This window comes from Psychrobacter pulmonis, assembly GCF_904846465.1.
Lineage (GTDB): Bacteria > Pseudomonadota > Gammaproteobacteria > Pseudomonadales > Moraxellaceae > Psychrobacter > Psychrobacter faecalis.
The window spans coordinates 1-25,675 of sequence record NZ_CAJHAT010000005.1 but is presented as its reverse complement, the minus strand read 5'-3'; the positions used below and the strand labels follow the sequence as shown (position 1 = coordinate 25,675).

Here is a 25,675-nt window from a genome sequence, read left to right as displayed (position 1 = left end):
TTTTCATTTAAAATGAAGGTTTGATAGCTCAACTGTAAGGCTAGGTTTATGGTTAAAAGGTCTAAAGTCTGAGCTAGCTTGAACGCTTATTTTCTTGTCGTGGTAGCGTCCTTTACTTGGTTAACGCTAGCCAGTGCCAATGCGCAAACTTACTATTTAGGCGTGCTGGCGCCGCAAGGCGAAACGGTTGCGCAAGAACGCTGGCAACCTTGGCTTAATCAGCTTAACGAGCAGCTACAAGAGGACACAGTGGTCTTGGTGCCGCTGGCGTTAGAGAATTGGCAGCAGGAAATTGAGGCGCAGCAGTTTGCCTTGGTGCTTGGTCCACAAGTACAGCTGATTAAAATGAATACCACCCATTGGCGCTGGCTTGCGACCTTGCAAGCCGATACGGCGCCAGCTAAATTAACTGCGCCTGCTGATATCAATGGTAAAAACTTTAATGAAAAAGGTTTCAGTAAAACCGCTGATAAGCAGTTTTCCGCAACGGTTAATCTAGCCAATGAATTTAATAAGCTCAGTCAGGGTAGTCCGTTAAAAGAACCTAGCGCCATGGAAGAAGTGGCCAGTGCACTTTGGGTAAAGGCAGACAGCGGCATTTATCAGCTGCAAGATTTGCAGCAGCGTAAAATTGCTGCCGTCGATGCCGAGGCTTTTGGTGGCTATCTATTGGTCGCGCATTTATTACAACAAAACGGCGTGCCGTCCAACCGTTATCAGACCCAGTTTGTCGGCTATCCTATTGAGCGCACCTTACATGCATTGGCCAGTGGCAGTGTAGACGCAGCAATAGCGCCACTTTGCTTGATGGAAGAGATGGCGCGGCAAGGGAAAGTTAGCGAAAAACAATACCGCCTTATTCACCCTGTGGCGACCGCTTCTAGCTGTCAATCTTCAACGCCTATATATCCAAATTGGACATTGGCGGCGACCGAGCAAGCGCCAAATGCTTTGGTGCGACAGATTAATCAAAATCTATTTGGTACAAGTCAATCAGAGCAAGCGTTGTTAGGAATAAATCAGGGCTGGCTACCACCCGAATCGAGTAGTAATGCTGAGCGTATCCTCTATGATATGAACCGTCATCCCGCCCAAAAGCAGCTGGGCGCGCATATGGTTGAATGGGTAAAGGCGCATCGATTGTGGATGGCAGTTATTGTTTTAATTATTTTGATATCAACAGTAAATTATGCGTGGATGAGTTGGCTGGCATGGCGACGGCGGCAAAAAATAACCCTGCAAAATCGATTGATTCGTGATTATGACCAGCAGCTACATCAATCAGAACGCTTCGCTGTCATCGGTGAGATGAGTGGTTCAATCGCCCATGAAATCAATCAGCCGCTGGCGACCATTCAAAATTATGCCCAAGGATTACTGATTCGCAGTCAAAACAGTCAAGAATGGACAGGGTTGGATAACAACTCTGTAAATAGTCTGCATGCGGTAGAAAAGTCTCTGACTGACAAACAAGCGACAGAAACTGCGCTGCAGCAAATTGTCAATGAAACCGAGCGGGTCGCGGCTGTTATCAGTAATATTCGGCACTGGGCAGGGCGCTCTCAGCCGAAAAACGTTCAATTGGATATCGCCACCACCTATGAGCAGTGTATATTGCTACTTGGTGAAAAAGCCTCAAGTATTGGCTTTTGGTTAGCGAGTGACTACCAGTCTTTGCAATTGCCAAGCCTAGTTCTTGACCAGTTATTGATGAATAGTATGCTCAATGCTCAGCAGCAGGGGGCGACACAGATAATGTTACGTTGTCAGGCAAAAGATTATAATGGTAAATCTTATATCGTATTGCATATAACCGATGATGCAGGCGGTTTTGATGAGGCGCAGTTGCTTGACCATAAACCGTTAGAGGGTAATCAGCAGTTAGTTGAGGGTCAATCACAACAGCGTCTGACTAATAAATACGCCACCAAATCGACCAAAGAAAATGGTTTAGGCTTGGGGCTGATGATATGTCAGCGTCTATGCAAGCCGCTTGGCGGTATGATGCAGCTTGGCAATATCGAAGTGCAGCAGGAGCTTAATACTATTCAAGCGTTAGGCGGTTATCAGCAACGCTTAAAGCGGTCGTTAAATGGTAAAGTGCGCTTGATAAAAACGGAAAACACTCATCCATTAGCAAACAGGGTAGGTGCGCAAGTGTCTTTTTATCTGCCGCTGCATTTGGCAGATGATGTTGAGAGATAAGATAATAAAAACAGAGCTATGTAAATCCAAGTATTTATAAAATCTGCAAATAAACTTAATCATAAGGTTGCGTATGAATGCTCAGCATAATTCAGTTAAGCACTCAGAATGGCAAACGCCAATTAATAGCAATAATGAACTTCTACTGGTTCATATCATCGACGATGAAGAAAGCGTGCGTAATTCCTGTAATTTTTTAATTAGCAGCTTAGGATTGCCGACCCAAGTGTGGTCAAGTGCCCTGACTTTTTTGCAGCAAGTTGATATCTATTATCCCGCGGTGATCGTCAGTGATTTAATGATGCCAGCAATGAGCGGTCAAGCACTACAAGCGCAGCTTAATCAACATGAAAGCCCCATTGCGCTTATTGCATTAACTGGTCAAGGTGAGATTGCTGATGCGGTTAACATGCTCAAACTAGGCGCCGCCGATTATTTAGAGAAACCGATTAATAGTCACCGTCTCCAAGAAGCGCTTGAGCGTGCGCAAGTATTAACACTCAAGCGTGCTCAGCTTTATGGGATCAAAAAACTCTATGCGCAGCTAACCGAGAAAGAAAAACAGGTCGCTCATGAGTTGATGCAAGGCAATCTGAATAAAAATATCGCCGACCATTTAGATATCTCGGTACGAACAGTAGAGGTACATCGCTCACAGGTGATGAAGAAAATGCAAGCACAGCATGTTAGTGAGCTGATTCAAAAGTTGGTCATGCTTGATTCTCAATAAATAAAACAGCCATAAAAAAACGCCTAATGAGAAGGCGTTTTATTTTTAAATTCAAAATATTTTGCGAAATGAGTTAGCTTAATATCAAACTGTCATCTTCGACCTTTTCACCGCGTGTCTGCTCAAACATATCCAGTAAATCATGCACGTTCATGCCTTTACGGATATCGCCAGATACGTCTAATACCACCTGACCTTGATGAAGCATCACAGTACGCGTACCATGAGCTAGAGCCTGCTGCATTGAGTGCGTGACCATCATCGTTGTCAGCTGATTGTCGGTAACGATTTTATCAGTCAACTCTAAAACAAACGCCGCCGTTTTAGGGTCAAGGGCCGCCGTATGCTCATCAAGTAGTAGAATCTTAGACGGCTGCAATGAGGCCATCAGCAGACTAACCGCTTGACGTTGACCACCAGATAACAGTCCCATACGGTCGGTCAGACGATTTTCTAGACCCAACTTTAATACTGATAATTTCTCACGAAATAAGTCACGGTTATTTTGATTAAGCGCAAAGTTCAAACCACGTTTGCCGCCGCGCTTATAGGCAAGCGCCATGTTTTCTTCGATAGTTAGCGCCTCACAAGTTCCCGCCATCGGGTCTTGGAATACGCGAGCGACCCAATGAGCGCGTTGGTGCGCGGTTTTTTTGGTGACATCGATACCATTTAACAAGATTGAACCGCTATCGACGCGCGTGGTGCCACTGACCGCATTTAAAAAGGTCGATTTGCCTGCGCCATTGGTACCGATGACGGTGACAAATTCACCATCGGCGATATTCAGATTGATACCGCGTAGGGCAGGGTTTTCAATGGGCGTTCCAGGATTAAAGGTCAACCGCAAATCTGTAGCTTGCATCATAATTATAATTCCTTATGGTTGCACATTGACATTAAGCCCGAACTTTACGACTTAAAAATTTATTTTTAGCTTTTGGTAATACTAAGGCCAAGACCACGAGTAGCGCGGTAATCAAGTTTAAATCTTGTGGACCAAATCCGATACTACGTAGCGTATTGCTTGATAGAGCCACTTGAATAAAGAGCTTATAAAGCACCGCACCAACGACCACCGCAAAGGTAATCAGCCAAATACGCTTAGCTGGAATAATGGTCTCGCCGATGATAACCGCTGCCAAACCAATAACAATCGTCCCGATACCGATCGAGATATCAGCGCCACCTTGCGTCTGCACAAATAATGCGCCCGCTAACGCAATTAAACCGTTGGAGATTGCCATACCAATGATGGTCATCCATGAGGTGTTGATACCTTGCGCTTGTGCCATACGTAGGTTTGAGCCAGTCGCCCGCATCGATAAGCCCGTTTCGGTACTATAAAACCAGTTTAAAAACAACATGGCCAGTAGCACAACGACACCAATAATAAGGCAGCGCATCCAGTAACCATTGCCATCACTGACCAAGGTGCTAAATACTGTCGTTTCACCTAATAATGGTAAGTTTGGCGCACCCATAATCCGTAGGTTGACAGAGTATAAAGCAACCATCACAAGGATACTGGCAAGCAGCTGTAAAATGCCCAGTTTAACGTGTAGCCATGCGGTGACGATACCCGCAACTGACCCCGCTAGCATACCAAAGGCACAAGCCAGCCAAGGATTCACACCAGCGATGATAGAAATACCCGCGACAGCGCCGCCCAACGGAAAACTACCGTCAGCGGTCAAATCCGGAAAGTCGAGGGTACGAAATGAGATAAGGACGCCGAGCGCCACTAGGCCATAAATCAGACCACTTTCAAGCGCACCAAAAAAAGCAATTAAAGACATAAGAGATCAGTAAGTCATAACCCAGCGTTTAATAAATGATGGCGAGATAATTGAGATAGGCGACATATCGCGCTATCAATCAGCCAACTTTGCTTAAACGACTAAGCGGTGAATTTAACAGATAGGGGTATCTGCAGTTAGGGTCAAGCAAAACTTATAATTACTATTAATAACCCTAAGTCTTGCTTATTTAAAGCCTTGAAAAAACAAGCCCAGCCTACTGACTGAGAGCTGGGTTTGTCTGCGCTACCTATATAGCCATATCAAAATAGCCATATCCAATTAACCTAGACGATAATTGATAAAAACTACCGTTTAAATTAGAGTTAAAAGCGGCAGTTATTCTAACACTACTTTTGCTTTATCGATAACGGCTTGTGGTAGCGTGATGCCTTCGGCTTGCGCATTCTTTGGACTGACATGTAAATCAAGCGATTGCGGCGTATAAACAGGGATTTCGCCTGCTTTTTCACCGTTTAAGATACGCGTAACGATTTTACCAGTCTCGCGGCCCAAATCGTAATAGTTTACCCCTAAGGCTGCAACGGCACCGCGCTCAACCGAACTGGTATCAGAGGCAATTAGTGGAATCTTACTTTCTTTAGCGATTTGGTACAGTGATTCGTATGCTGAAACCACGTTATTATCCGTTGAGGTATAAATCATATCGACTTTACCTTCAAGGCTACGAGCGGCCATCGCAATATCGTTACTACGCTGCGCAGGCGCTTCGTGAACGTTAATACCAAGCGGGGTCAGATTCTCTTTTAGCGCTTTTAAAACGATGGTTGAGTTCACCTCACCTGGGCTATAGACATAACCGACGTTTTTTAGACTTGGAATAATTTGACGCATCAAATCGATTTGCGGGGCATAAGGAAGGGCATCAGAGGCGCCAGTAACGTTGGTGCCAGAGCCATCAAGTTTCGGTACCAGTTTTGCTGCAACAGGGTCGGTGACCGCTGAGAACACCATAGGAATGCTGCTGGTAGAAGCGGCTACAGACTGAGCCGATGGCGTGGCAATCGCTACGATGACATCTGGTGCATCAGCGACGAATTGCTTGGCAATCTGACCGGCAGTGGCGGTATTACCTTGGGCACTTTGGAAGTTGATGGTTAAATTTTCGCCTTCTTTAAAGCCGGCGTCACTTAACTCGTCGATAACGCCTTTACGCACATCATCGAGTGCTGGATGTTCAACGATGGCGGTAATAGCGACCGTTTTCATGGCAGCTTTGGCATCGCCGCCCGTTGTAGCGCCGTCAGTGGTGTTGGCATCTTGTGCTGGCTGGTTACAGCCGGTCAAGATAGCGGTGCAAACACCGCCCCATAATAAAGCCTTGGCAAAACGATTTTGATACAACATGGGTCTGACTCCTGAAAATAATAATGTGTCCGTACATTATATAAAAGATAAAAAAGGGTAGCGCTGCCAGCCATTATCCTAGCTGATTGTGTAATCCGTTGTATAGCTGATTATTAATTACCATCCATTTATTCTTTACTATTGAGACGCAACTATTTATTAGTGACTATTTACTGGCCTTTTGTGCTTCTTTGTCGACATTGATGGCGTTTTTAAGTAAGTCTGCCGATAGGCTAGTACCTTGTTCCGCGGCGTGTTTTGGGCTGACGTATAGCGTTAAGGTATTCATCACTTGCGGTGCGATATCTTTGGTCGCTTCACCGTTTAATACCCGGTACACCATTTTGCCTGTAGTACGGCCAAAGTCATAATCATTGACACCAAGTGCCGCCGTCGCACCGCGTCTGACGCTAAACTCATCTGAGGCAATAACTGGGATATCAAGTTCATTAGCCGCATTTGCCATTGCTTCAAAAGCCGAAACCACATTGTTATCCAATGAGGTATAAATAACCTCTACCTTGCCTGCCAGACTACGAGTCGCCATTGCAACGTCGGTAGGGCGATTGGCAGTAACGCCCAATATCTTAAGTCCGCGTGCTGGTGCTGCTTTTTCCAGTTGTTTAAGAACCACTACTGAATTGGCTTCGCCTGGGCTATAAACATAACCAATGGTTTTCACATTAGGGACAATTTTTTGAATATTGTCTAACTGCGGTTCAATAGGTAATTCGCTCGACAAACCAGTCACATTGGTTTGGATAGGCACGTCATTTTCGTCAATTAGCTTGGCTGCCACAGGGTCTGAAATGGCGGTATAAATAACGGGAACAGTTTTTGTCGAAGCAACTACAGATTGCGCAGAAGGTGTTGAGATAGCAACGATAGCATCTGGATTGTCACCGGCGAACTGTTTGGCAATTTGCCCAGCCGTTGCGGTATTCCCTTGCGCACTTTGAAAATTAACGGTTAGGTTTTGCCCTTCTGCGTAGCCGTTGTCCGCCAGCTCATCAATAATACCGCGGCGCATCTCATCTAAAGAAGGATGCTCGACAATTTGCGTGATGGCCAAGGTTTTGGCAGGCTTGTCGTTATTCGCGCTATCATCAGCGTTGACGGCAGGGTCGGTCGCATTATTAGAGCAAGCGGTTAAACCAAGCGCCGCGCTAATAGCAGCGCCGCACAGGCTAAGGCGTAAAGTAGTGGCAAAGGTCATTTTATTTTGGCTCATAGGTTAAAGAGTGCAGGTTACCCGAGTCAATATTATGTGCATGATGAGATAACGGGCGAACATAAAGGTAATCAATCCCTTGATGATTACGTCCATATTATGACAGTAATGTAACTTATGGCAATAAGAAAATAAAACGCATTTGTCATTCATTTTATAAAGGTTAGTAAAGATGGATTTTTGTCTATATTTTTATTTTTTGCCCATGCTCTTTTTATTTTGTCACCAATGAATTTTGGGCAAAAAAAGATGCCACGAAAGCATCTTTTTTATTATATAAGTACAACCGCAGTTAAGCCAACACATCACCAATCACGCAGTTGTCCGGTAAAGTAACCACCGTTAGCTGTGTTTTCGGGTTGCCAGTCGATAATACCATACCTTCTGAGATGCCAAATTTCATCTTACGCGGCGCAAGATTGGTGACGCAAATCACCTTTTTATCGAGTAATTGCTCAGGTTCATAAAACTTACGGATACCGCTAAAGACATTACGCGGTTTGTCTTCGCCAACGTCCAAGGTAAATTGTAAAAGCTTATCCGCACCTTCGACATAATTACAGGCTAAGACGTGCGCCACTTTCATCTCAACTTTGGCAAAGTCTTCAATACCAATATAGTCCGCTTGCCCAGCTTCACTGTCAGTATTAGCTGCTGGTACTGGCTGGGTGTTTAATACTGCTGTTTTATTATCTAAATTATTATTGCTGCTAGTAGTAGGGGCTTCTGCTTGCGCCAATGAGGCCTTTGAGTCTTCAACCATTGCCGCAACGTCTTTTTCTTCGATACGCTGCATTAAAGGTTTAAATTTATTGATTTTATGACCAAGTAGCCATTGATTTCGGCTAGCAAAGCTTAAATCGTCAATATTTAAGAATTCTTTGGCATTGGCAGTCAGCTCAGGTAATACTGGCGCCAAATAAACCATCAATTGGCGGAAGATATTAATCGCCACCGAGCAGACGTCTTGCACTTCTTGCTCAGACCCTTCTTGCTTGGCAAGCGACCAAGGTTTTTTCTCGTCGATATATTCATTGGCCTTATCGGCACACTGCATGATTAAGCGCATCGCACGCGAGAATTCACGGTTTTCATAAGCGGCCGCAATCTCATCACCGGTTTTGGTAATATCTTCTAATAATTCTGATTCTACGCAAACGTCCGACAGCATACCGTCGTATTTCTTCACGATAAAACCGGCACTGCGACTGGCGATATTAACCACTTTACCCACCAAGTCAGAGTTGACCTTTTGCATAAAGTCTTCTAAATCAAGGTTGATATCCTCAACTTTGTCAGACAGTTTGCTGGCGAAATAATAACGTAAGTATTCAGGATGTAAGTGTTCCGCGTAAGTTTCGGCCTTGATAAAGGTGCCGCGTGACTTACTCATTTTTTCGCCATTGACCATCAAGAAACCGTGGGCAAAGACACCAGTCGGCGTACGGAACTCACTACCGGCTAGCATCGCTGGCCAAAATAGCGCATGGAAATAGACGATGTCTTTACCGATAAAATGATACACCTCGGTTTTATGCTCGTTTTCTTGCATCCAATAACGGTCAAAATCAAGCGCTTGATCGCTTCCTTCGCGCTTATCACATAGGTTTTTAAAGCTTGCCATATATCCGACTGGCGCATCTAGCCAGACATAAAAGTATTTTTCTGGCTCATCGCTTGGGGTATCTGGAATTTGAAAACCAAAATACGGCGCATCACGCGAGATATCCCAGCTGGTCAGACCCGCGTCAAACCATTCTTGCAGTTTATTGGCGACGGAGACTTGCAAGCGATTTTCGCTGCGCGTCCAATCTTTTAAGAATTGCTCAAACTCAGGCAAATCAAAGAAATAATGCTTAGAAGTTTTAAGCACGGGCGTCGCATTAGATAGCGTTGAATGCGGATTGATAAGGTCGGTCGCATCATAAGTGGTACCGCACGCTTCACAGTTATCGCCATATTGGTCAAGCGCACCGCATTCAGGACACTCTCCTTTGACAAAACGATCGGCTAAAAACAGCTGCTTTTCAGGGTCAAAAAGCTGTTTGACGTCCTTTGTACTGATATGTCCGGCGCTATTAAGGCGACGATAAATCAGCTCAGAGAAATGCTTGTTTTCTTCTGAATGGGTGCTGTGATAATTATCAAAGTCAATCAAAAATTTGGCAAAATCGGCTTCATGTGAGGCTTTTACCGAGGCGATTTGCTCTTCTGGGGTGACGCCATTGGCTTCTGCTTTGAGCATAATCGCCGTACCGTGTGCATCATCAGCGCAGACATAGGTGACCTGATGGCCTTGTGCTTTCATCGCACGTACCCAAATGTCGGTCTGAATATATTCTACAAGATGCCCCAAATGGATATAGCCATTGGCATAAGGAAGAGCACTGGTTACTAGAATCTCACGCACTTTTGTCACCTATATTTTTATATAAACGGGTTGATTTTCAAACGTCTCGAGCACTTTATGAGGAGTCAGCACCGTATTATCAATGCTAAATTATTAACACTTAAAACGTCCAATAACTCTAAAAAAGAGAAGAATTAAAAAAGTGCGCCTATGATACCGTAATTCGGCCGATTTTGTGATATTACCTTGGTAATTAAATCGATGCTTAATCACGCAGGCAGCTACGCAGTTACTCAAGGATTTAGCATATAAGTATTTTAAGATTGTTATCTGGTCGCTAGGATAATAATATGCTAAGTTAGCAAAGAGAGTGTAATTTAGTTATATCGATACATAATGTATTGTCTTATATAAACGATGAGACATTACCTATATAAAAAATAATGTGACTTGCAAGGAGATGAGCATGAGTCAATCAAAAGTATACAGCAGCGCTGCAGAAGCGTTAAAAGGTATCGTCAGTGACGGGCAAACTCTCGCTATTGGAGGGTTTGGACTGTGCGGTATTCCTGAAGCGCTGATTGAAGCATTACGTGATAGTGGGGTCAAGGATTTAACCTGTATCAGTAATAACGCCGGTGTCGATGATTTTGGTTTAGGCTTACTATTACAAACGCGCCAAATCAAAAAAATGATTTCATCGTATGTCGGTGAAAATAAAGAGTTTGAGCGCCAATATCTGTCAGGCGAGCTAGAGGTTGAGCTAACGCCGCAGGGAACGTTAGCGGAAAAACTGCGTTCAGGCGGCGCTGGTATTCCAGCGTTTTATACCGCAACTGGCGTTGGCACACAAGTAGCTGAAGGCAAGGAAACGCGCGAGTTTGATGGTCGCACCTATGTACTTGAGCATACTTTGCGGGCAGATGTGGCACTAATTAAAGCACAAAAGGCTGACAGAGCCGGCAACTTAATCTTTAATAAAACGGCGCGTAATTTTAATCCAGATTGCGCGATGGCGGGTAAAGTTACAGTTGTGGAAGTCGAAGAAATCGTAGAGATAGGGCAGCTAAACCCCGATGAGATTCATCTACCGGGTATTTTTGTCCAGCGTATTGTCTTAAATGATAATCCCGAAAAACGTATTGAAAAAACTACTACCAAAGCAGCCACTACAAGCGCTTAAATGAAAGATTATTTAATGGTTTTAATGAAAAAATAACAATAGGCTTTGTAAACAATAAGGAAATTATCATGGCATGGACAAGAGAGCAGATGGCACAGCGCGCCGCGCAAGAGTTAAAAGATGGCTATTATGTTAATTTAGGAATCGGATTGCCGACCTTAGTAGCCAACTATATCCCTGAAGGCGTCGATGTTTGGCTTCAGTCTGAAAACGGTTTACTCGGTATCGGTGAGTTTCCAACGGCAGAAAATGTCGATGCGGATTTGATTAATGCGGGCAAGCAAACCGTCACCACCGAACCGGGTGCCAGCTATTTTAGTAGCTCAGAGTCGTTTGCGATGATTCGTGGCGGTCATGTCAATCTGGCGATATTGGGCGCGATGGAAGTGTCAGAAAACGGCGATTTGGCTAACTGGATGATTCCGAAAAAAATGGTCAAAGGCATGGGCGGCGCGATGGATTTGGTGGCTGGCGTGCAGCGAGTGATTGTGCTGATGGAACAGGTCAATAAACATGGCGAGCCAAAAATCCTTGCCGACTGTGAGCTGCCACTAACGGGTAAAGGGGTGGTCGATCGTATTATCACCGAGCTTGCCGTATTAGACGTCACTGACAACGGTCTAAAATTGGTTGAGCTGGCAGAAGGAGTGAGTTTTGAGGAGTTACAAGAAAAAACGCCGGTGAGCATTATGCAATGAGTGCGTCAAAAGCGATTAGTAAATGAATATCCGACTTTGTGAAGTGTTTGCTTGGTTTAAGCATCATTCGCTTGCTAATAAAACACCAATCCTTTAGCATTTGATTTTATGTTAATTTGAGCCAATAATATTGGCTCTTTTTTATGAGCGTCTGTTGCCCCATTTTGCGCTGCACGGAGTAAAAGCGATGAATAATAAAGACTTGGCGTTGACCTATGCCGAAAAAATAAGCCGTGCTATTGAGCAGCAGCAGTATGAGCAAGCGATTGAAGAGATTCAAGATCTGCGTCCTATCGATATAGCCGATTTATTGGCATTAATTGAACCCAAACTCGCTTGGCAGCTCCTTGCGCATTTACCCAATCGCTCGACGATATTTGCTTATTTGGATCCTGATAGTCAAGTGGCACTCGCTTATGTCTTTCCGCGCGCTATTTTAGCCAAGATAGTCGGCGAGATGCCATCTGATGAACGAACTGATTTGTATAAGCGCCTGAGTCAAGACCAACGCGACGTGCTATTACCTGCCTTAGCGCAGGCAAAGCGTGAGGATATTCGCCGTCTATCCGCTTATGAAGAAGGCACGGCTGGTGCCTTGATGAGCTCCGATTATGCGACGTTAGGGGCTGAGATGACTGTCGCCGAAGCCTTGGATGCGCTACGTTTAGAAGCGCCTGATGCCGAAACTATTTATCACGCTTATGTGATTGATGACGCGCGTAAGCTCTTGGGCGTGGTGTCATTAAGGGTGCTTATTTTATCATCGCCTGAGCAGCTGATTAAAGACATCATGGTCAGCTCGGTCATCTCTTCTGATGTCAACGATGATCAAGAGGACGTTGCGAAAACTGTTGCCCGTTATGACTTAATTTCCCTACCCATTACCGATGCCAGTGGGGCGTTGGTTGGTATCGTCACCCATGATGATGCGATGGACGTGGCAAGCGATGAAGCCACCGATGACTTTCATAAGTCAGGCGGTGTCTCAACCATGGTCGGGCGCTTAAAAGACGTCAGTATTACCGTTCTCTATCGTAAGCGGGTTTTTTGGCTGGTGTTTTTAGTATTTGGCAACTTGCTGTCGGGGCTAAGTATCGCTAACTTCGAAGACGTCATTGCGGCAAACTTAGTATTGGTATTTTTCTTGCCTTTACTGGTTGATAGTGGCGGTAATGCCGGCTCGCAATCAGCGACTTTAATGGTACGTGCTTTAGCAACGGGTGATGTGGTGATGCGTGATTGGTTTTCGCTACTTGGCCGCGAAGCCTTAGTTGCCCTGCTGCTCGGGGCGACGATGGCCGTTGCCATTGCCCTTATTGGCTATGTGCGTGGTGACGCGACCGTCTCTTTGGTTCTGGCGCTAAGTATGCTGTGCGTCGTTATGATTGGTAGTGTCATTGGTATGAGTCTGCCTTTTATACTCAATAAACTCGGTTTTGACCCTGCAACCGCCAGTGCGCCTTTGATTACTTCAATCAGTGATGCGTCGGGCGTGCTGATTTATTTATTCATCGCTTCTAAATTTTTACCGATTGGTTAGTTTGTTTAATAAACGGTCATATACATAAGACCGCTTAAATAAAAAAATAACACCAATTTTGACCCTCATACCTACTGACAGTGTGGTTTTTTTATAGCGCCCATTAAGCTACACTGTATCTATATAAAAGCATTTGGCAAAAGTTTTATGGGCTAAAGTTTTAGCTAAGAGTTCTTTTAAACAATTTCAAACAGCTATTGTTTAAAAAGATTCATCGTTTTTGCCAAATTTAACCATCGATATAGGTAGTAGAGGTAGCTATGTTTAATTTTATAAAAAAAAGAGCATCTTCGAAATCCGAATCTCCGCAGCAACAAGCGGCTCGTGATAGCGCCGTTGATCAGGTTTTACTCAATTACCATTTAGGTAATAGCAGTCTTGCGACTATGGTCACAGGTCTAGAGCGCGATGGCGATGAGCTGACTTTGGATTTGCGTCTGCCGCAAGATAGCGATCCTGAGACCATTCAGCAAGAGCTTGGCAACCTACTGCATCCGCATGGCATCAGAGTGATTCATATGAATGTGCGCCTGCCAGCACCTGCAAAAGGCGCGGGGTCAAGCCTACCAAAAGCCATGCCAAAAACCACTAACGCGATGGAAAAGCAGGCCAAACCTTCTGCAAATACAAATAGTAGCAATCAGTCCGAACCGCCGATTACGAAAGCAGCGCCGACACAAGCATCCTTAACGGCGCATCCACGTATCCGCCATATTATCGTCGTCGCTTCGGGTAAAGGCGGCGTTGGTAAATCAACCACTACCGTTAATATCGCCTTAGCATTACAGAAGTCAGGCAATCGGGTTGGCGTGCTAGACGCTGATATTTACGGACCAAGTATGCCGACGATGCTGGGCGTGGACAAAGTCAAACCTGAGCTGGAAAACGAGCAGTTTGTACCTATTGAAGCGCATGGTTTGGCAATGCTATCGATTGGTAGTTTGCTCGATAGCGACAATACACCTGTGGCGTGGCGCGGACCAAAAGCCACTGGCGCCTTAATGCAGCTCTATAATCAAACCAATTGGCCGCAGCTCGATTACTTAGTCATCGATATGCCGCCTGGTACTGGCGATATTCAGCTGACATTGGCGCAGCGCATTCCGGTAACGGGCGCGGTGATTGTGACGACGCCGCAGCATATTGCCTTACTTGATGCGCAAAAGGGCATCGAGATGTTTAATAAAACCAATATTCCAGTACTTGGCGTGGTTGAAAATATGGCGCTGCATACCTGTAGCAACTGTAACCACACCGAAGCGATTTTTGGTACGGGTGGCGGCGAAAAAATCGCTGAGCAATACCATGTGCCACTCTTGGGTCAGTTGCCGCTTGCTAGTGGTATTCGCGCCCAAGTGGATAAAGGTGAGCCGAGCGTGTTGGCCGATGATGAATTTGCGCCGTATTATCTAAGCATTGCGAAAAATATCGAAGCCAATATCAATAAATTTGCCAAACCTGTCGATGATAAGCGGATTTTCTAATAGTTTTTAATGGCTTCTAAAGTTAGTAAAATAGCCTAAGCATATAAAACATTAAAATCTAAGTGACTTTGAATTTCAAAAGGGAAGTATTGTGAGCTTATCGACTTATCAACGTCATTTAGACAATATCCCCAAGCAATATCGGCTCCTAAAGCTATTTCGTCCGCCGATATACGTGATTGAGCTGTCGAATAATCAAGTAAGCGCTGTTTGCTACTATAAAGATGGCAGTAGCAAACGCCATCAGGTTAATGCGGCTTTTAGCAATCGCCGCATGGTGATTGCTGATTTTTTATCCGCAGTACAAGCAATTACTGATTTATTGCTTAAATTTCCTAAGCATCCGTTTGGAATAAGTTCTTTTGCAGTAGTCAATGTGACAGAAGAGCTTATAGATGGTTTGACGATGATAGAGATTAAAGCTATTAGTGAAGCCGTTTGGGCTGCCTCAGGACAAGCAAAAAGAAGAATAGTTAGCAGTACAGTCAACTACCAAGGACAGGTAGTCTCGTAATGAATTTTGGCTAGGATGCCTTAACCATGAAGCAAAATAATAATCATCAACCTATCACTAATCACTTGAAAGCAGTTGAGATTGACCAGCTTATTCAAAACGCTCAACCTAACTTTGGCGTTTTTGCTAACGTTAAGCGCATCAACTATCTTGACTATCATAGCCATCTTATCTCGCAAAAAGCGCTGCCAAACTGGCGCAAAGCGCTTAAAGCCAACCAATTTTGCTTTATCCAAATTATCGAGCCGCCTTATCGAGTTTGCCTAGCAATGGCGACGATTAAGCTTGCGACCAGCGCCTTCGTGTATCTCTATAATGATGAAACTAGTGAGCTAGAAGTTTGCGAAGCCTTGCAACCTTTGACGCGGCAGACCTTATTAGAAGGCGATTGTTATCAGGGTCAAATGGCATTTACTCATGACAAGCTGACCGTAACATTGGATTTTACGCCTTCCCAGATTAACGTTGTGCTAGATAGTCAAAACCTTGCACTCAATGCAACCTTAGCAAGACAATCACAGCCACTAGCTATCTGTACACCAACGGGCAGACGCGGTTGGACCTTTACCCAAAAAGAGCCGCTGACAGCAATATCTGGACATCTACTTATTAAATCTCATTCAACATCTAATATTACTGTTCCTGATGCTAAAGCCAAGCAAATCGACTTTACTGACACCACTATTGCCAACCTAGATTGGACGCTTGGCTATATGCGCCACAAGACCAATTGGTTTTGGACTTGTATTAATAGCTACTTGCCCGATGGCCGTCATTTCACCTTAAACTTATCGATGGGCGTCAACGAAACTGGCGCTAGTGAAAATGCTTGCTGGCTTGATGGGCAGATAGTGTATTTGCCGCCTGTGATGTTTATACGTCAAGATTTGGATGCAGCCGCGCAGCATACTTGGCGTATTTATCATCAGAACCTCGGCTGGAGTAAGGTTGATATTGATTTAACCTTTACGCCGATTACTGTTTATAAAAAGACCGATAACTTCGGTGTGCTTGCCAGTATTTTTGAGCAATGGCTGGGTTTTTATAGTGGTGAGATACGGCTAGCAGATGAGGTGATTGAGCTTGATAAGGTAATGGGGTTGGCGGAAGATCATTTTGCTAAATGGTAACTGATGAGCGCCTATTATGCATTTATAAATAGCAGGTTTAATTTTAAAGTCGTTGCCGCTCTATAAATTGCGCCGTCAATTCCGTATAATCGTCGCTACCAAAAATCTATTATCGCAATGGCTATTAAAAATTGGCTATTGAAAATTTTTTAAGGAACAACAATGTCTATCAAGTCTGACCGCTGGATTCGTAAAATGGCCGAAGAACATGGCATGATTGAACCATATGAGCCAGGTCAAGTACGCTTTAATGATGCAGGCGAGCGTTTGGTCAGTTATGGCACCTCAAGCTATGGTTATGATGTGCGCTGTGCCCCTGAGTTTAAAGTTTTTACCAACGTGCATTCAGTGATTGTAGACCCAAAAAACTTCGATGAAAAAAGTTTTATTGATGTCATCGGTGACGAATGCATCATTCCGCCAAATTCGTTTGCTTTGGCGCGCACAATGGAGTATTTTCGTATTCCGCGTGATGTGCTGACAATTTGTCTTGGTAAATCGACCTATGCACGCTGCGGTATTATCGTCAACGTCACACCACTTGAGCCTGAGTGGGAAGGGCATGTGACGTTAGAGTTTAGTAATACCACCAACTTGCCTGCGCGTATTTATGCGGGCGAGGGCGTGGCACAAATGCTGTTTTTCCAAAGTGATGCCGATGACGTTTGTGAGACCAGTTATAAAGACCGTGGCGGTAAATACCAAGGTCAGCGCGGTGTGACGCTGCCAAGAACCTAATCATCAAGCACTTAAACGCCAAGAGATTAAGTGTTTTTTAGTCTGTTAGTATTTTGGACTGACCATAAAAAAAGCCAGTATATTGAATATGACTGGCTTTTTTATGGCTAACTCTTTTGGCTATTTCAAAATCGATTTTTTAACGCAATTATTTTAAAACTTTTAACCCGGCTTTATTATCGCGCTTAGGTTTCGGGGCAGCGGCACTTTTCTTAAAGGTAGTCGCTGCATCTTCTTCAGGGACATAATCATCGTATTCATTAGGGTCAAAAAACATCCCTTGCGAATTTTCTTTGGCATAAATCCCCATTACCGCCGTCAATGGTACCCAAATCTCTTGCGAGACACCACCAAAGCGCGCACTAAAATGAATATAATCATTTTCCATGCTCATATTACCGGTTGCGCGGCTAGCAATGTTGAGCACGATACGTCCGTCTTGGACATGCTCTTTAGGGACTTGTACATTGTCAGCAGTAGCATCTACCATCAGGTATGGGGTGAGCGCATTGTCCTCTATCCATTGATATAGCGCGCGCACCATATAGGGACGTGTTGGGGTAATAGAGGTGGTTTCTTCGCTCATTTTTCGGTTTCCTTATGCATTATTATTAAATACTATCTCGTTTGCGATAAAGTCGTGGTTATAGAAAAATCATTCACTATATCGCTATTCTATATCAAAGTCTATTTTAGGGGAGTCATCAGCGGTTGTCTAATTAACGCACGCTTTTTTGAAAGCTGTCACGTTCAAAGACCCGTTTTTGATAGTCGAATAGAGGGCGGCTGATAGCACACGGTAGCTCAATACCCATCTCTTCCAATCGCCATAACAGCGGGGCTAATAGCACGTCGCACCAACCAAACTCGTCGGCCATAAAGTAAGGCTTATGAGCGAATAAAGGCGACAAAGTAATCAAGGAGTCGCTTAGCTGCTTTTTCGCCAAGGCTGCTTGCGCTTTGTTAAAACTGTCCGGATGCAACAGCAATCGTTTGCCGAGCACCAACCAATCATGTTGTATACGCCAAGCCAATTGACGAAACTGGGCGCGCTCTTGCGGCGTATCTGGCAGTAGTTTATTGGCATGATAACGCTCCTCAAGGTATTCGAAGATAACGTTAATCTCATATAGCGCAATCTCACGCTGTTGCAAAACAGGCAAAGTGTGATAAGGATTGAGCTCGGTCAAGTCTTCCGGACGCTCAGAATGTAGCCGCGATAAATAATAGGCAAGCTTTTTTTCTTCAAGCAATAGGCGAGCCACATGGCTGTTGTAGCCATCGTCAGCGTATAAAATCAGCTGACTACTTGGAATGTCATTCGCATCAATCATGGAAGCCTAATGTATTAGTAAAGCCTATTATCGTAAACAATGTCGCTGCGTTTATCAAGGTAGCGTACGTAAACATTGCTCATAAGGGATTTTTTAACAGAAGATTTTATAATTAACCATTTATGCAGACATAAAAAAGCACTACCGAAGTAGTGCTTATTTTTTAGATTAACTTTGGATCTTTATTGCTTTATTATTTTACGTCTTTCCAAAACTCTTTGTTCAATAAGTAAACTGGAATGAGCAGTACTAATAAGAATAAAATCACAAAGAAACCAATCACTTGGCGGTCATGACGAACAGGTTCAGCCATCCACGCCATGAAGTTAACCAAGTCACCAACCTCAGATTCAAACTCATCGGCACTCAGCTCTTCTTGCATATTATGCAAGACGTGCGGCATCGCAGCGTTGGCGAGCACTAAGTTATTAGCGCCCCAAGGACGGCTTGGATCTTCATAGAATGATAGCAAATACGTATAAACCCAGTCATCACCGCGTAGTCTTGTTTCAAGTGACAAGTCCGGAGGTGCCGCACCAAACCATGATGCTTGGACTTCAGGATCGATTTCAGCATTGATATGGTCACCGATTTGATCGGTGGTGACCATCAAATACTTCTCGACCAGCTCAGGTGGTATCTCTAAATCTTTAGCAATGCGCGAGTGGCGAACATACTGTGCGGAGTGACAACCGGCACAGTAGTTCATAAATATTTTCGCGCCGTTTTGTAGCGAGCCTTTATTGGTAAAATCAATAGGGGCTGTGCTACAAGCTAGGTGTTCTACCACACCGTCAGCATTGGTGAAAGTACCGCAGCCACCGCCGCCTGCTGCCAGTGCGCTACCAGCAGTCAAGGTTAATGCCGCGCCTAAGCCTAGACCAGCTAGGGATTTAATTAGCGTGCTCATTAGTGACCTCCGGTAACGCGTTCTGGTGGCTGTTTACACTTCTCAATGGCAGTGTAAAACGGCATCAATAAGAAGAACAAGAAATATAGAACTGTGAATATACGTGACATGATAGTCGCCGTTGGGGTTGCAGGTGTTGCACCCAAGTAGCCTAGTACCACAAAGCTAATCGCAAAGATAGTAAGCGCAATCTTAGACAAGATGCCTTTATAACGTATCGAGCGTACTGGAGATCTATCGAGCCATGGAATTAAGAACAGTACGGCAATCGCACCACCCATCGCAATAACACCACCAAGCTTATCAGGAACTGCACGTAAGATGGCATAGAAAGGTGTGTAGTACCATACTGGCGCAATATGCTCTGGTGTTTTTAGCGAGTTCGCTGCTTCAAAGTTTGGTGGCTCAAGGAAGAAACCGCCGCCTTCTGGGAAGAAGAACACCACTGCAAAGAACAAGATAAAGAAGACAACAATACCCACCATATCATGCACAGTGTAGTATGGATGGAATTCAATACCGTCTAATGGTACGCCATTCTTATCTTTTAGCTTCTTAATGTCGATGCCATCAGGGTTGTTTGAACCAACGTGATGCAGCGCCACTAAATGCATAAACACTAAGCCGACAAGGACAAGCGGAATAGCAACCACATGCAAAGCAAAGAAGCGGTTTAAGGTAATACCTGAGATGATATAGTCACCACGTACCCATTCAGCAAGACCGTCACCAATGACAGGTAGAGCCGCAGGTAAGTTTAGAATAACCTGAGCACCCCAGAATGACATGTTGCCCCAAGGGAGTAGGTAACCGAAGAAACCTTCTGCCATTAATGCTAGGTAAATACCCATACCGATAAGCCAAATAAGCTCACGCGGTTTTTGGTATGAACCGTATAGCAAGGCGCGGAACATATGCAAATATACGACGACGAAGAACGCAGATGCGCCCGTCGAGTGCATATAACGGATGAGCCAACCACCTTTGACATCACGCATGATATATTCAACAGACGCAAATGCCCCTTCGGCACTTGGGTTGTACATCATCGTTAGCCAAATACCAGTCACTAGCTGGTTAACCAATACCACCATTGATAACACACCAAAGAAGTACCAAAAGTTAAAGTTCTTTGGTGCATAGTACTTTGACATATGATATTCATAGGTTTCAGTCGCAGGAAAGCGCGCGTCTACCCAATGCATTAACTTTTTACCCATGCTCATATTAAGCCTCCCCAATCGTCAAGATAGTACCATCCATGCTGTACTCTGGGATTGGTAAGTTAAGCGGTGCAGGGACACCACTATAAACACGACCCGATAAATCGTATTTAGAGCCATGACATGGGCAGAAAAATCCACCGTACCAGTCATTACCGCCTAAATCAGCTGCGCCCACATCAGGACGGTAGTTTGGTGCACAGCCTAAATGTGTACAGACGCCTTCTACCACCAAGACTTCTGGTGATAAAGAGCGCTCAGGGTTTTTACAATATTCTGGTTGTAGCGACTCATCTGAATCAGGGTCTGACAGTAATGGCTTCACTGATTCTAACGTAGTCAGCATCTCTTCAGTGCGCTTGACCACAAAGATAGGTTTGCCCCGATATTTGACGACAATCATCTGTCCTGCTTCGATAGAACCAATATCTTGGGTCACTGCAGCACCTGCAGCCTCGGCTTTTGCGCTCGGAGTCCAAGAACGGACAAAAGGTGTCGCCACAGCAGCTACCCCAGCTGCACCAATGACGGCAGTCGAGGCAATAAGAACTCTACGACGTTGTACGTTAACGCCTTCGGCATGGCTCATTAATACTTCCTCCAGGTGAATGAAATGGGATTATCCCACACTGGGTTTGTGGCTTAGAAAAATGACAATTATCAAGCCACGTTAGCTGTGCCTAATTTTGCTAATTGTTGCTATTCTAAGCTATTTCGGTCATAAAATAAATTATTGTGTTAAAAATAAAGCAGCCTTGAGAAAGCGTACTTCAGTGTTAAACAAGATAATTAGTCTAAAACTGCTTAATTATCAATATTTAACCTACCTTAAAGTACGCTTTTTTATCAACAAGACTATTATGAATAATGACCTTATAATTAATAAGGGTATTCAGCAATAGGGAATGATACTTGAAATCAAGACAATGTTCACTAACTTTCCGCACATTACACGGTTGTAAGTGGTCGTAAGCTATTTATAACCCTTAACCATTTTCGATATAAGGTTATGCGGTGATAAATAGCGCTAGACAATATCAACTCTCAAGTGTATGCCAGCGCTCAAGCTTAGTCATCATCTCATCTTCAATAGCCAATAAACGCTCACTGGCAGCCGTAGCGGCGTCCATATCTTTCGTAAACCAAGAACCATCAGCCAGCTTTTCTTCCAGCTCCGTTTGCTCAGCTTCTAACGCAGCGATTTCTTTTGGCAAATTATCGAGTTCACGCTGTTCATTATAGTTAAGCTTTTTGGCAGCGGTATTAGACTTTGCTGCGACCGTAGTTTTATTGTTAGCTTTGCTACTAGCAGCATTATCGTTAGACGATTTAGCATTCTTAGCTTTCGCTTCTTCTTCACGGTTTTTTTGTACCAAGTATTCTTGATAGCCGCCGACATATTCTTTGACAATGCCATTACCATCTTCATCCGTGTCAAATACCCAAGTAGAGGTAACGACGTTGTCCATAAATGAGCGGTCATGGCTAATCAGCAAGATAGTACCGTTGAAGCTGGCAACCGACTCTTCTAATAGCTCAAGGGTGGCCATATCCAAGTCGTTGGTTGGCTCATCGAGTACCAAAATATTGGCAGGCTTTAATAATTGCTTGGCAAGTAGTACGCGATTACGCTCACCACCTGATAATGCTTTAACAGGCGTACGCGCACGCTCTGGAGCAAATAAGAAATCTTGCAGATAGCTCATGATGTGCGTTTTGCGCCCGCCAACTTCGACGAAGTCAGAACCTTCAGAGACGTTTTGCGCCACGCTGGCTTCTAGATCTAACTGGTCACGCAGCTGATCGAAAAAGGCAATTTGTAAATTAGTGCCAAGCTCGACCGTGCCTGTTTTGGTGACTTCATCATCAGACATATCGAGTAGGGCTTTAATCAGCGTGGTTTTACCCGCGCCGTTGGGACCTACGATACCGATTTTGTCACCGCGCATAATCATGGTGCTAAAGTTGTCGACCAAGACGTTGCCATCATATTCCAGATGCAGGTTCTTAACTTTACAAACCAGCTTGCCGCTTTTCTCGCCTTCACCCATGGTGATATTGACGTTACCGACTTGCTCGCGGCGGCCTTTACGCTCTTCGCGCAGAGCTTTTAGCTCACGGACACGGCCCTCGTTACGGGTACGACGCGCTTTGATACCTTGGCGAATCCAAACTTCTTCTTGTGCCAATTTTTTATCAAAATTAGCATTGTTTTTTTCTTCAGCGAGTAGCTGCTGCTCTTTTAATTCTTGATAACGCGCATAACCTTTAGCGCCTTGGGTGACGTCATAGCTGGTCAATTGACCACGATCAAGCTCAACGATACGGGTGGCGAGCTTGTTGACAAATGCTCTATCGTGCGTCACGAACAATAACGTCAGACCTTGCCAGTCGAGTAAAAAGCGCTCCAACCATTCGATGCTTTCAACGTCCAAATGGTTGGTTGGCTCATCGAGTAATAGCACATCAGGCTTGGTGACTAGTGCACGCGCCAGTAACACACGGCGTTTACGACCACCAGACAATGAAGACAGGTCGGCTTCAGGGTCGAGTCCCATGGTTGTAATCAGACGGGTTGCATCACGCTCTAAATCCCAGCCATGTACCGCATCGATATCGTGTTGCAAGGTCGCCATATGCTCGCAAGCGTCCATATCGCCATTGGCACACATATCGACTTGCTTATTATAGTTAATGAGCAAATCAGCGGTGTGGCGGCTACCGCCCATCACGATGTCCAAGATACGTCCGCTGGTTTCAGGAACGTCTTGTTCTAGCATCGCGACACGCATGCTGCTATTTTTGATAATCTCGCCGCTGTCAGGCTGCAATGAGCCATTTATCAGTTTAAATAAAGTAGATTTGCCTTCGCCATTACGGCCAATCAAACAAACGCGCTCGCCTGCATTGATTGAAAAATCGATGCCATCGAGAATAGGAGCCACGCCAAAGGCTAAGTGAATATCTTTTAAATGTATCAATGCCATAGAATATCTTAAGCTTATATAATAGTGAGGTAGAGGTTGTTGCAAAATTCCTAGCAGTATAACATGCTGCCACCTAACTGTAGTATGCGTAAATGTCTTTATAAACACTATTTTATCAAGTCTATTTTAAATGGTTAGGTCTGAGATTTAATAAAGAGAATAACCATACTATCTATTATTGAGAACTACTATTGAGAAAAATATGAACCAACCAAATTCGATAGAAAAAAACGCTTCTAATCAACAAGCTCAGCTGGCAGATAGCCAAGCAGACTTACAAGCACAGGTTATTGAATTGCAAATGAACCTCTCTCACCTTGAAGTTACCGTCGAGAGGCTTGATGAGGTTATTACGCGCCAAGATAGAGATATCCAAACCTTGCAGCGCCAACTACAGTTTATCTATAAGCAAGTACAAAACCAAGATGGGGATGGCGGTGTAGCGCCTTTTGATGTTATGGCGGATAGACCACCACATTATTAACAATAAGATATTCTCAATATAGACAATAAATAATGGCATAGTATTTATTGAATATTTATATGCAAATTTTGGCATAAATATACGGTTCGCTGACTATTCAGTCATATTGCAGAAATAATGTATTTTTCGGTTGTTTTCATGTAAAAAACACATTAGTATCCTTCACCTTAGATACTGTCTACCTAACAAAGTTCGGTGTAGCGGTAAAACAATGTGGATGTTTGGAGATACACAATGGGCGCAAATTTCAATCTAAAGACTCTAACGGTAGCTTTGGCTGCTCTTTCTGCAGCTAGTATCGCTAGTGCGGCAGGTCTTGATCGTTCAGGTCAAGATATCACCGCGTTTTTGCAAGATGGTACCTATGCCGAAACCGTTTATACCTATATCGATGCTGATGTTAGTGGTAAAGACTCTTCAGGTAATAAAATTGATGACATCGCAGAAGACTATGACTTCTTCCGTTATGGTGTAAAAACGGATATCAACGACACCTTTAGTATTGGTATCTTATATGATGAACCATTTGGTGCTGCAGCTGACTATACTGGTAAAAACGATTTCATCACTAACACTGATGCAGATGCCATTATTCAAGACTTTACAAAAAATCCTAATCTGACCGAAGCGTATGTAGATTCTGTCTTAATACCGCAATTGCAAGGTGCTCTTGCTCCAGGTAATCCAGGTGGCTTGTCAGCTGAAGAACTCAAAGCTGCACAAGGTCAGTTAATTGGTTTAGAAGCTGCAAAAGGATTGGCAGCAGTTGCAGGCGAAGCGACACAAGTTGAAGTACGCACAGAAAGTATTACCGGTATTCTTGGTGCTAAGTTTGGTACTAATAAAGAATTTCAAGTGTACGGCGGTCCAGTTGCTCAACGTGTAAGAGCAGACGTGAAATTGCGTGGCGATGCATACAGCTCAGCGAAAGGCTACACTACCCATATTAGTAAAGACCAAGACTATGGCTGGCTTGCTGGCATGGCTTATAGTAAGCCAGAAATCGCCTTAAAAGCTGCTTTGACTTATCGTTCAGAAATCAAGCATAACGCAAAAGCTTTTGAGACTTTTCCTTTAGCTACCGCTGCAGGCGCTACCGTAGGTTTACCTCTATCGACTACCAGATATTCTGATATCGAAATCAATACGCCAGAGTCAGTGAACTTCGACTTTCAAACAGGTATTAATCCAACGACTTTAGCAACTGCCAAAGTTCGCTGGGTACCTTGGAGCGATTTTGCTATCGTACCTTCGTTATATAATGATGTAAGTAAGGTTTCAACAAAAGATGATAAAGGTCTTGCATTGGTAAGCTACGACAAGGATCAATGGCAAGTAGAGTTAGGCCTTGCAAAACGTCTAGCACCGAAGTTTGCGGTAAGCGGTACTGTTGGTTGGGATAGTGGCGCAGGCAACCCTGTTACTTCACTCGGTCCAATCGAAGGCTACTATAGCGTTGGTTTAGGTGGTAAATATGATATCACTGAAAACTGGGCAGTATCTGCTGGCGGTAAGTATTTATGGTTCGGTGATGCAGATGGCCAAATTCCAACCAAACAAGTAGTCAGTAAGTTTGAAGATAATGACGGTTTTGCACTTGGCTTAAAACTATCTTATCAAGCTAAATAATATTTTAACTAAGATTGCTATCATTAATGTAGGCTATAAATTTGCACAAAAAAAACGATCCTTAATGGGTCGTTTTTTTTTATGTTTTTAATAAAATAAATAGAAATATAAAAGGTAACTTTTCCATTTTTCAAATAA

The 25,675-nt window shown here is 44.1% G+C and carries 22 protein-coding genes; 11 read left to right on the top strand and 11 right to left on the bottom strand.

Going from position 1 to position 25,675, the window contains the following annotated elements; translation table 11 throughout:
• Positions 1-78 precede the first annotated feature (78 nt).
• Positions 79-2,205 carry a sensor histidine kinase gene (locus JMX70_RS09370; RefSeq protein WP_201591563.1) on the top strand — a complete coding sequence of 709 codons (2,127 nt, stop codon included), beginning with the start codon at positions 79-81 and terminating at the stop codon, positions 2,203-2,205.
• Positions 2,206-2,278: 73 nt separating this feature from the next.
• Positions 2,279-2,935 carry a response regulator transcription factor gene (locus JMX70_RS09365; RefSeq protein ID WP_191689603.1) on the top strand — a complete coding sequence of 219 codons (657 nt, stop codon included), beginning with the start codon at positions 2,279-2,281 and terminating at the stop codon, positions 2,933-2,935.
• 73 nt (positions 2,936-3,008) lie between these two features.
• On the opposite strand, the gene JMX70_RS09360 is transcribed toward JMX70_RS09365, so the two are convergent.
• From JMX70_RS09360 to metG, 5 genes are all read right to left on the bottom strand, one after another.
• Positions 3,009-3,803, bottom strand: a complete 795-nt coding sequence (locus tag JMX70_RS09360) for an ABC transporter ATP-binding protein (protein WP_144296483.1) — start codon at positions 3,801-3,803, stop codon at positions 3,009-3,011.
• Between the two features lie 31 nt (positions 3,804-3,834).
• Positions 3,835-4,734, bottom strand: coding sequence for an ABC transporter permease (locus JMX70_RS09355; protein WP_144296482.1), 900 nt, complete (start codon positions 4,732-4,734; stop codon positions 3,835-3,837).
• Between the two features lie 339 nt (positions 4,735-5,073).
• Positions 5,074-6,102 carry an ABC transporter substrate-binding protein gene (locus JMX70_RS09350; protein WP_201591561.1) on the bottom strand — a complete coding sequence of 343 codons (1,029 nt, stop codon included), beginning with the start codon at positions 6,100-6,102 and terminating at the stop codon, positions 5,074-5,076.
• A gap of 166 nt (positions 6,103-6,268) precedes the next feature.
• Positions 6,269-7,318 carry an ABC transporter substrate-binding protein gene (locus JMX70_RS09345; protein WP_144296582.1) on the bottom strand — a complete coding sequence of 350 codons (1,050 nt, stop codon included), beginning with the start codon at positions 7,316-7,318 and terminating at the stop codon, positions 6,269-6,271.
• 307 nt (positions 7,319-7,625) lie between these two features.
• The gene (gene metG / locus JMX70_RS09340) at positions 7,626-9,743 is read right to left on the bottom strand and encodes a methionine--tRNA ligase (protein ID WP_201591558.1); all 2,118 of its coding nucleotides are present in this window, start codon (positions 9,741-9,743) and stop codon (positions 7,626-7,628) included.
• A 406-nt stretch (positions 9,744-10,149) separates the two neighbouring features.
• On the opposite strand from metG, the gene JMX70_RS09335 reads away from it, so the two are divergent.
• From JMX70_RS09335 to dcd, 7 genes are all read left to right on the top strand, one after another.
• Complete coding sequence (locus JMX70_RS09335; protein ID WP_191689599.1) at positions 10,150-10,866, top strand: CoA transferase subunit A; 717 nt, start codon at positions 10,150-10,152, stop codon at positions 10,864-10,866.
• A 68-nt stretch (positions 10,867-10,934) separates the two neighbouring features.
• Complete coding sequence (locus JMX70_RS09330) at positions 10,935-11,564, top strand: CoA transferase subunit B (protein ID WP_144296478.1); 630 nt, start codon at positions 10,935-10,937, stop codon at positions 11,562-11,564.
• 187 nt (positions 11,565-11,751) lie between these two features.
• Positions 11,752-13,104: a magnesium transporter gene (gene mgtE, locus JMX70_RS09325; RefSeq protein WP_201591555.1), complete on the top strand. Its 1,353-nt coding sequence runs from the start codon at positions 11,752-11,754 to the stop codon at positions 13,102-13,104.
• A 260-nt stretch (positions 13,105-13,364) separates the two neighbouring features.
• The gene (apbC, locus tag JMX70_RS09320) at positions 13,365-14,588 is read left to right on the top strand and encodes an iron-sulfur cluster carrier protein ApbC (RefSeq protein ID WP_201591552.1); all 1,224 of its coding nucleotides are present in this window, start codon (positions 13,365-13,367) and stop codon (positions 14,586-14,588) included.
• Between the two features lie 91 nt (positions 14,589-14,679).
• On the top strand, positions 14,680-15,102 hold the full coding sequence (locus JMX70_RS09315; protein WP_144296475.1) for a hypothetical protein: 423 nt from the start codon (positions 14,680-14,682) through the stop codon (positions 15,100-15,102).
• Between the two features lie 26 nt (positions 15,103-15,128).
• Positions 15,129-16,232, top strand: coding sequence for a DUF2804 domain-containing protein (locus tag JMX70_RS09310; protein ID WP_201591549.1), 1,104 nt, complete (start codon positions 15,129-15,131; stop codon positions 16,230-16,232).
• 162 nt (positions 16,233-16,394) lie between these two features.
• Positions 16,395-16,970, top strand: coding sequence for a dCTP deaminase (gene dcd / locus JMX70_RS09305; protein WP_102076576.1), 576 nt, complete (start codon positions 16,395-16,397; stop codon positions 16,968-16,970).
• A gap of 148 nt (positions 16,971-17,118) precedes the next feature.
• On the opposite strand, the gene JMX70_RS09300 is transcribed toward dcd, so the two are convergent.
• The 6 genes from JMX70_RS09300 to JMX70_RS09275 all read right to left on the bottom strand — a co-directional run bounded on the left by JMX70_RS09300 (position 17,119) and on the right by JMX70_RS09275 (position 23,424).
• Positions 17,119-17,556, bottom strand: a complete 438-nt coding sequence (locus JMX70_RS09300; protein ID WP_144296473.1) for a ClpXP protease specificity-enhancing factor — start codon at positions 17,554-17,556, stop codon at positions 17,119-17,121.
• A 133-nt stretch (positions 17,557-17,689) separates the two neighbouring features.
• Positions 17,690-18,304: a glutathione S-transferase N-terminal domain-containing protein gene (locus tag JMX70_RS09295; RefSeq protein ID WP_201591546.1), complete on the bottom strand. Its 615-nt coding sequence runs from the start codon at positions 18,302-18,304 to the stop codon at positions 17,690-17,692.
• 193 nt (positions 18,305-18,497) lie between these two features.
• Entirely contained in the window at positions 18,498-19,214 is a 717-nt protein-coding gene (locus JMX70_RS09290) for a cytochrome c1 (RefSeq protein WP_183620851.1), read from the bottom strand.
• Positions 19,214-20,419 (bottom strand): cytochrome b, encoded by a 1,206-nt coding sequence (locus tag JMX70_RS09285; protein ID WP_201591829.1) that lies wholly within the window; start codon positions 20,417-20,419, stop codon positions 19,214-19,216. The genes JMX70_RS09290 and JMX70_RS09285 overlap by 1 nt, the downstream gene beginning before the upstream one ends.
• Before the next feature lie 22 nt (positions 20,420-20,441).
• Positions 20,442-21,026, bottom strand: a complete 585-nt coding sequence (gene petA, locus JMX70_RS09280) for a ubiquinol-cytochrome c reductase iron-sulfur subunit (RefSeq protein ID WP_068404407.1) — start codon at positions 21,024-21,026, stop codon at positions 20,442-20,444.
• 448 nt (positions 21,027-21,474) lie between these two features.
• Positions 21,475-23,424 carry an ATP-binding cassette domain-containing protein gene (locus JMX70_RS09275; RefSeq protein ID WP_201591543.1) on the bottom strand — a complete coding sequence of 650 codons (1,950 nt, stop codon included), beginning with the start codon at positions 23,422-23,424 and terminating at the stop codon, positions 21,475-21,477.
• A 202-nt stretch (positions 23,425-23,626) separates the two neighbouring features.
• Between JMX70_RS09275 and JMX70_RS09270 the strand changes: the two genes are divergently transcribed.
• Positions 23,627-23,908 (top strand): SlyX family protein, encoded by a 282-nt coding sequence (locus JMX70_RS09270; protein ID WP_201591540.1) that lies wholly within the window; start codon positions 23,627-23,629, stop codon positions 23,906-23,908.
• Positions 23,909-24,142: 234 nt separating this feature from the next.
• The gene (locus tag JMX70_RS09265) at positions 24,143-25,537 is read left to right on the top strand and encodes an outer membrane protein transport protein (protein ID WP_201591538.1); all 1,395 of its coding nucleotides are present in this window, start codon (positions 24,143-24,145) and stop codon (positions 25,535-25,537) included.
• Positions 25,538-25,675: the final 138 nt, after the last annotated feature.

Coding starts and splice junctions, on each gene's coding strand:
- JMX70_RS09365 (WP_191689603.1), top strand. CDS start 2,279: ATGAATGCTCAGCATAATTCAGTTAAGCACTCAGAATGGCAAACGCCA.
- JMX70_RS09360 (WP_144296483.1), bottom strand. CDS start 3,803: ATGATGCAAGCTACAGATTTGCGGTTGACCTTTAATCCTGGAACGCCC.
- JMX70_RS09355 (WP_144296482.1), bottom strand. CDS start 4,734: ATGTCTTTAATTGCTTTTTTTGGTGCGCTTGAAAGTGGTCTGATTTAT.
- JMX70_RS09350 (WP_201591561.1), bottom strand. CDS start 6,102: ATGTTGTATCAAAATCGTTTTGCCAAGGCTTTATTATGGGGCGGTGTT.
- JMX70_RS09345 (WP_144296582.1), bottom strand. CDS start 7,318: ATGACCTTTGCCACTACTTTACGCCTTAGCCTGTGCGGCGCTGCTATT.
- JMX70_RS09335 (WP_191689599.1), top strand. CDS start 10,150: ATGAGTCAATCAAAAGTATACAGCAGCGCTGCAGAAGCGTTAAAAGGT.
- JMX70_RS09330 (WP_144296478.1), top strand. CDS start 10,935: ATGGCATGGACAAGAGAGCAGATGGCACAGCGCGCCGCGCAAGAGTTA.
- mgtE (WP_201591555.1), top strand. CDS start 11,752: ATGAATAATAAAGACTTGGCGTTGACCTATGCCGAAAAAATAAGCCGT.
- apbC (WP_201591552.1), top strand. CDS start 13,365: ATGTTTAATTTTATAAAAAAAAGAGCATCTTCGAAATCCGAATCTCCG.
- JMX70_RS09310 (WP_201591549.1), top strand. CDS start 15,129: ATGAAGCAAAATAATAATCATCAACCTATCACTAATCACTTGAAAGCA.
- dcd (WP_102076576.1), top strand. CDS start 16,395: ATGTCTATCAAGTCTGACCGCTGGATTCGTAAAATGGCCGAAGAACAT.
- JMX70_RS09300 (WP_144296473.1), bottom strand. CDS start 17,556: ATGAGCGAAGAAACCACCTCTATTACCCCAACACGTCCCTATATGGTG.
- JMX70_RS09295 (WP_201591546.1), bottom strand. CDS start 18,304: ATGATTGATGCGAATGACATTCCAAGTAGTCAGCTGATTTTATACGCT.
- JMX70_RS09290 (WP_183620851.1), bottom strand. CDS start 19,214: ATGAGCACGCTAATTAAATCCCTAGCTGGTCTAGGCTTAGGCGCGGCA.
- JMX70_RS09285 (WP_201591829.1), bottom strand. CDS start 20,419: ATGCATTGGGTAGACGCGCGCTTTCCTGCGACTGAAACCTATGAATAT.
- petA (WP_068404407.1), bottom strand. CDS start 21,026: ATGAGCCATGCCGAAGGCGTTAACGTACAACGTCGTAGAGTTCTTATT.
- JMX70_RS09275 (WP_201591543.1), bottom strand. CDS start 23,424: ATGGCATTGATACATTTAAAAGATATTCACTTAGCCTTTGGCGTGGCT.
- JMX70_RS09270 (WP_201591540.1), top strand. CDS start 23,627: ATGAACCAACCAAATTCGATAGAAAAAAACGCTTCTAATCAACAAGCT.
- JMX70_RS09265 (WP_201591538.1), top strand. CDS start 24,143: ATGGGCGCAAATTTCAATCTAAAGACTCTAACGGTAGCTTTGGCTGCT.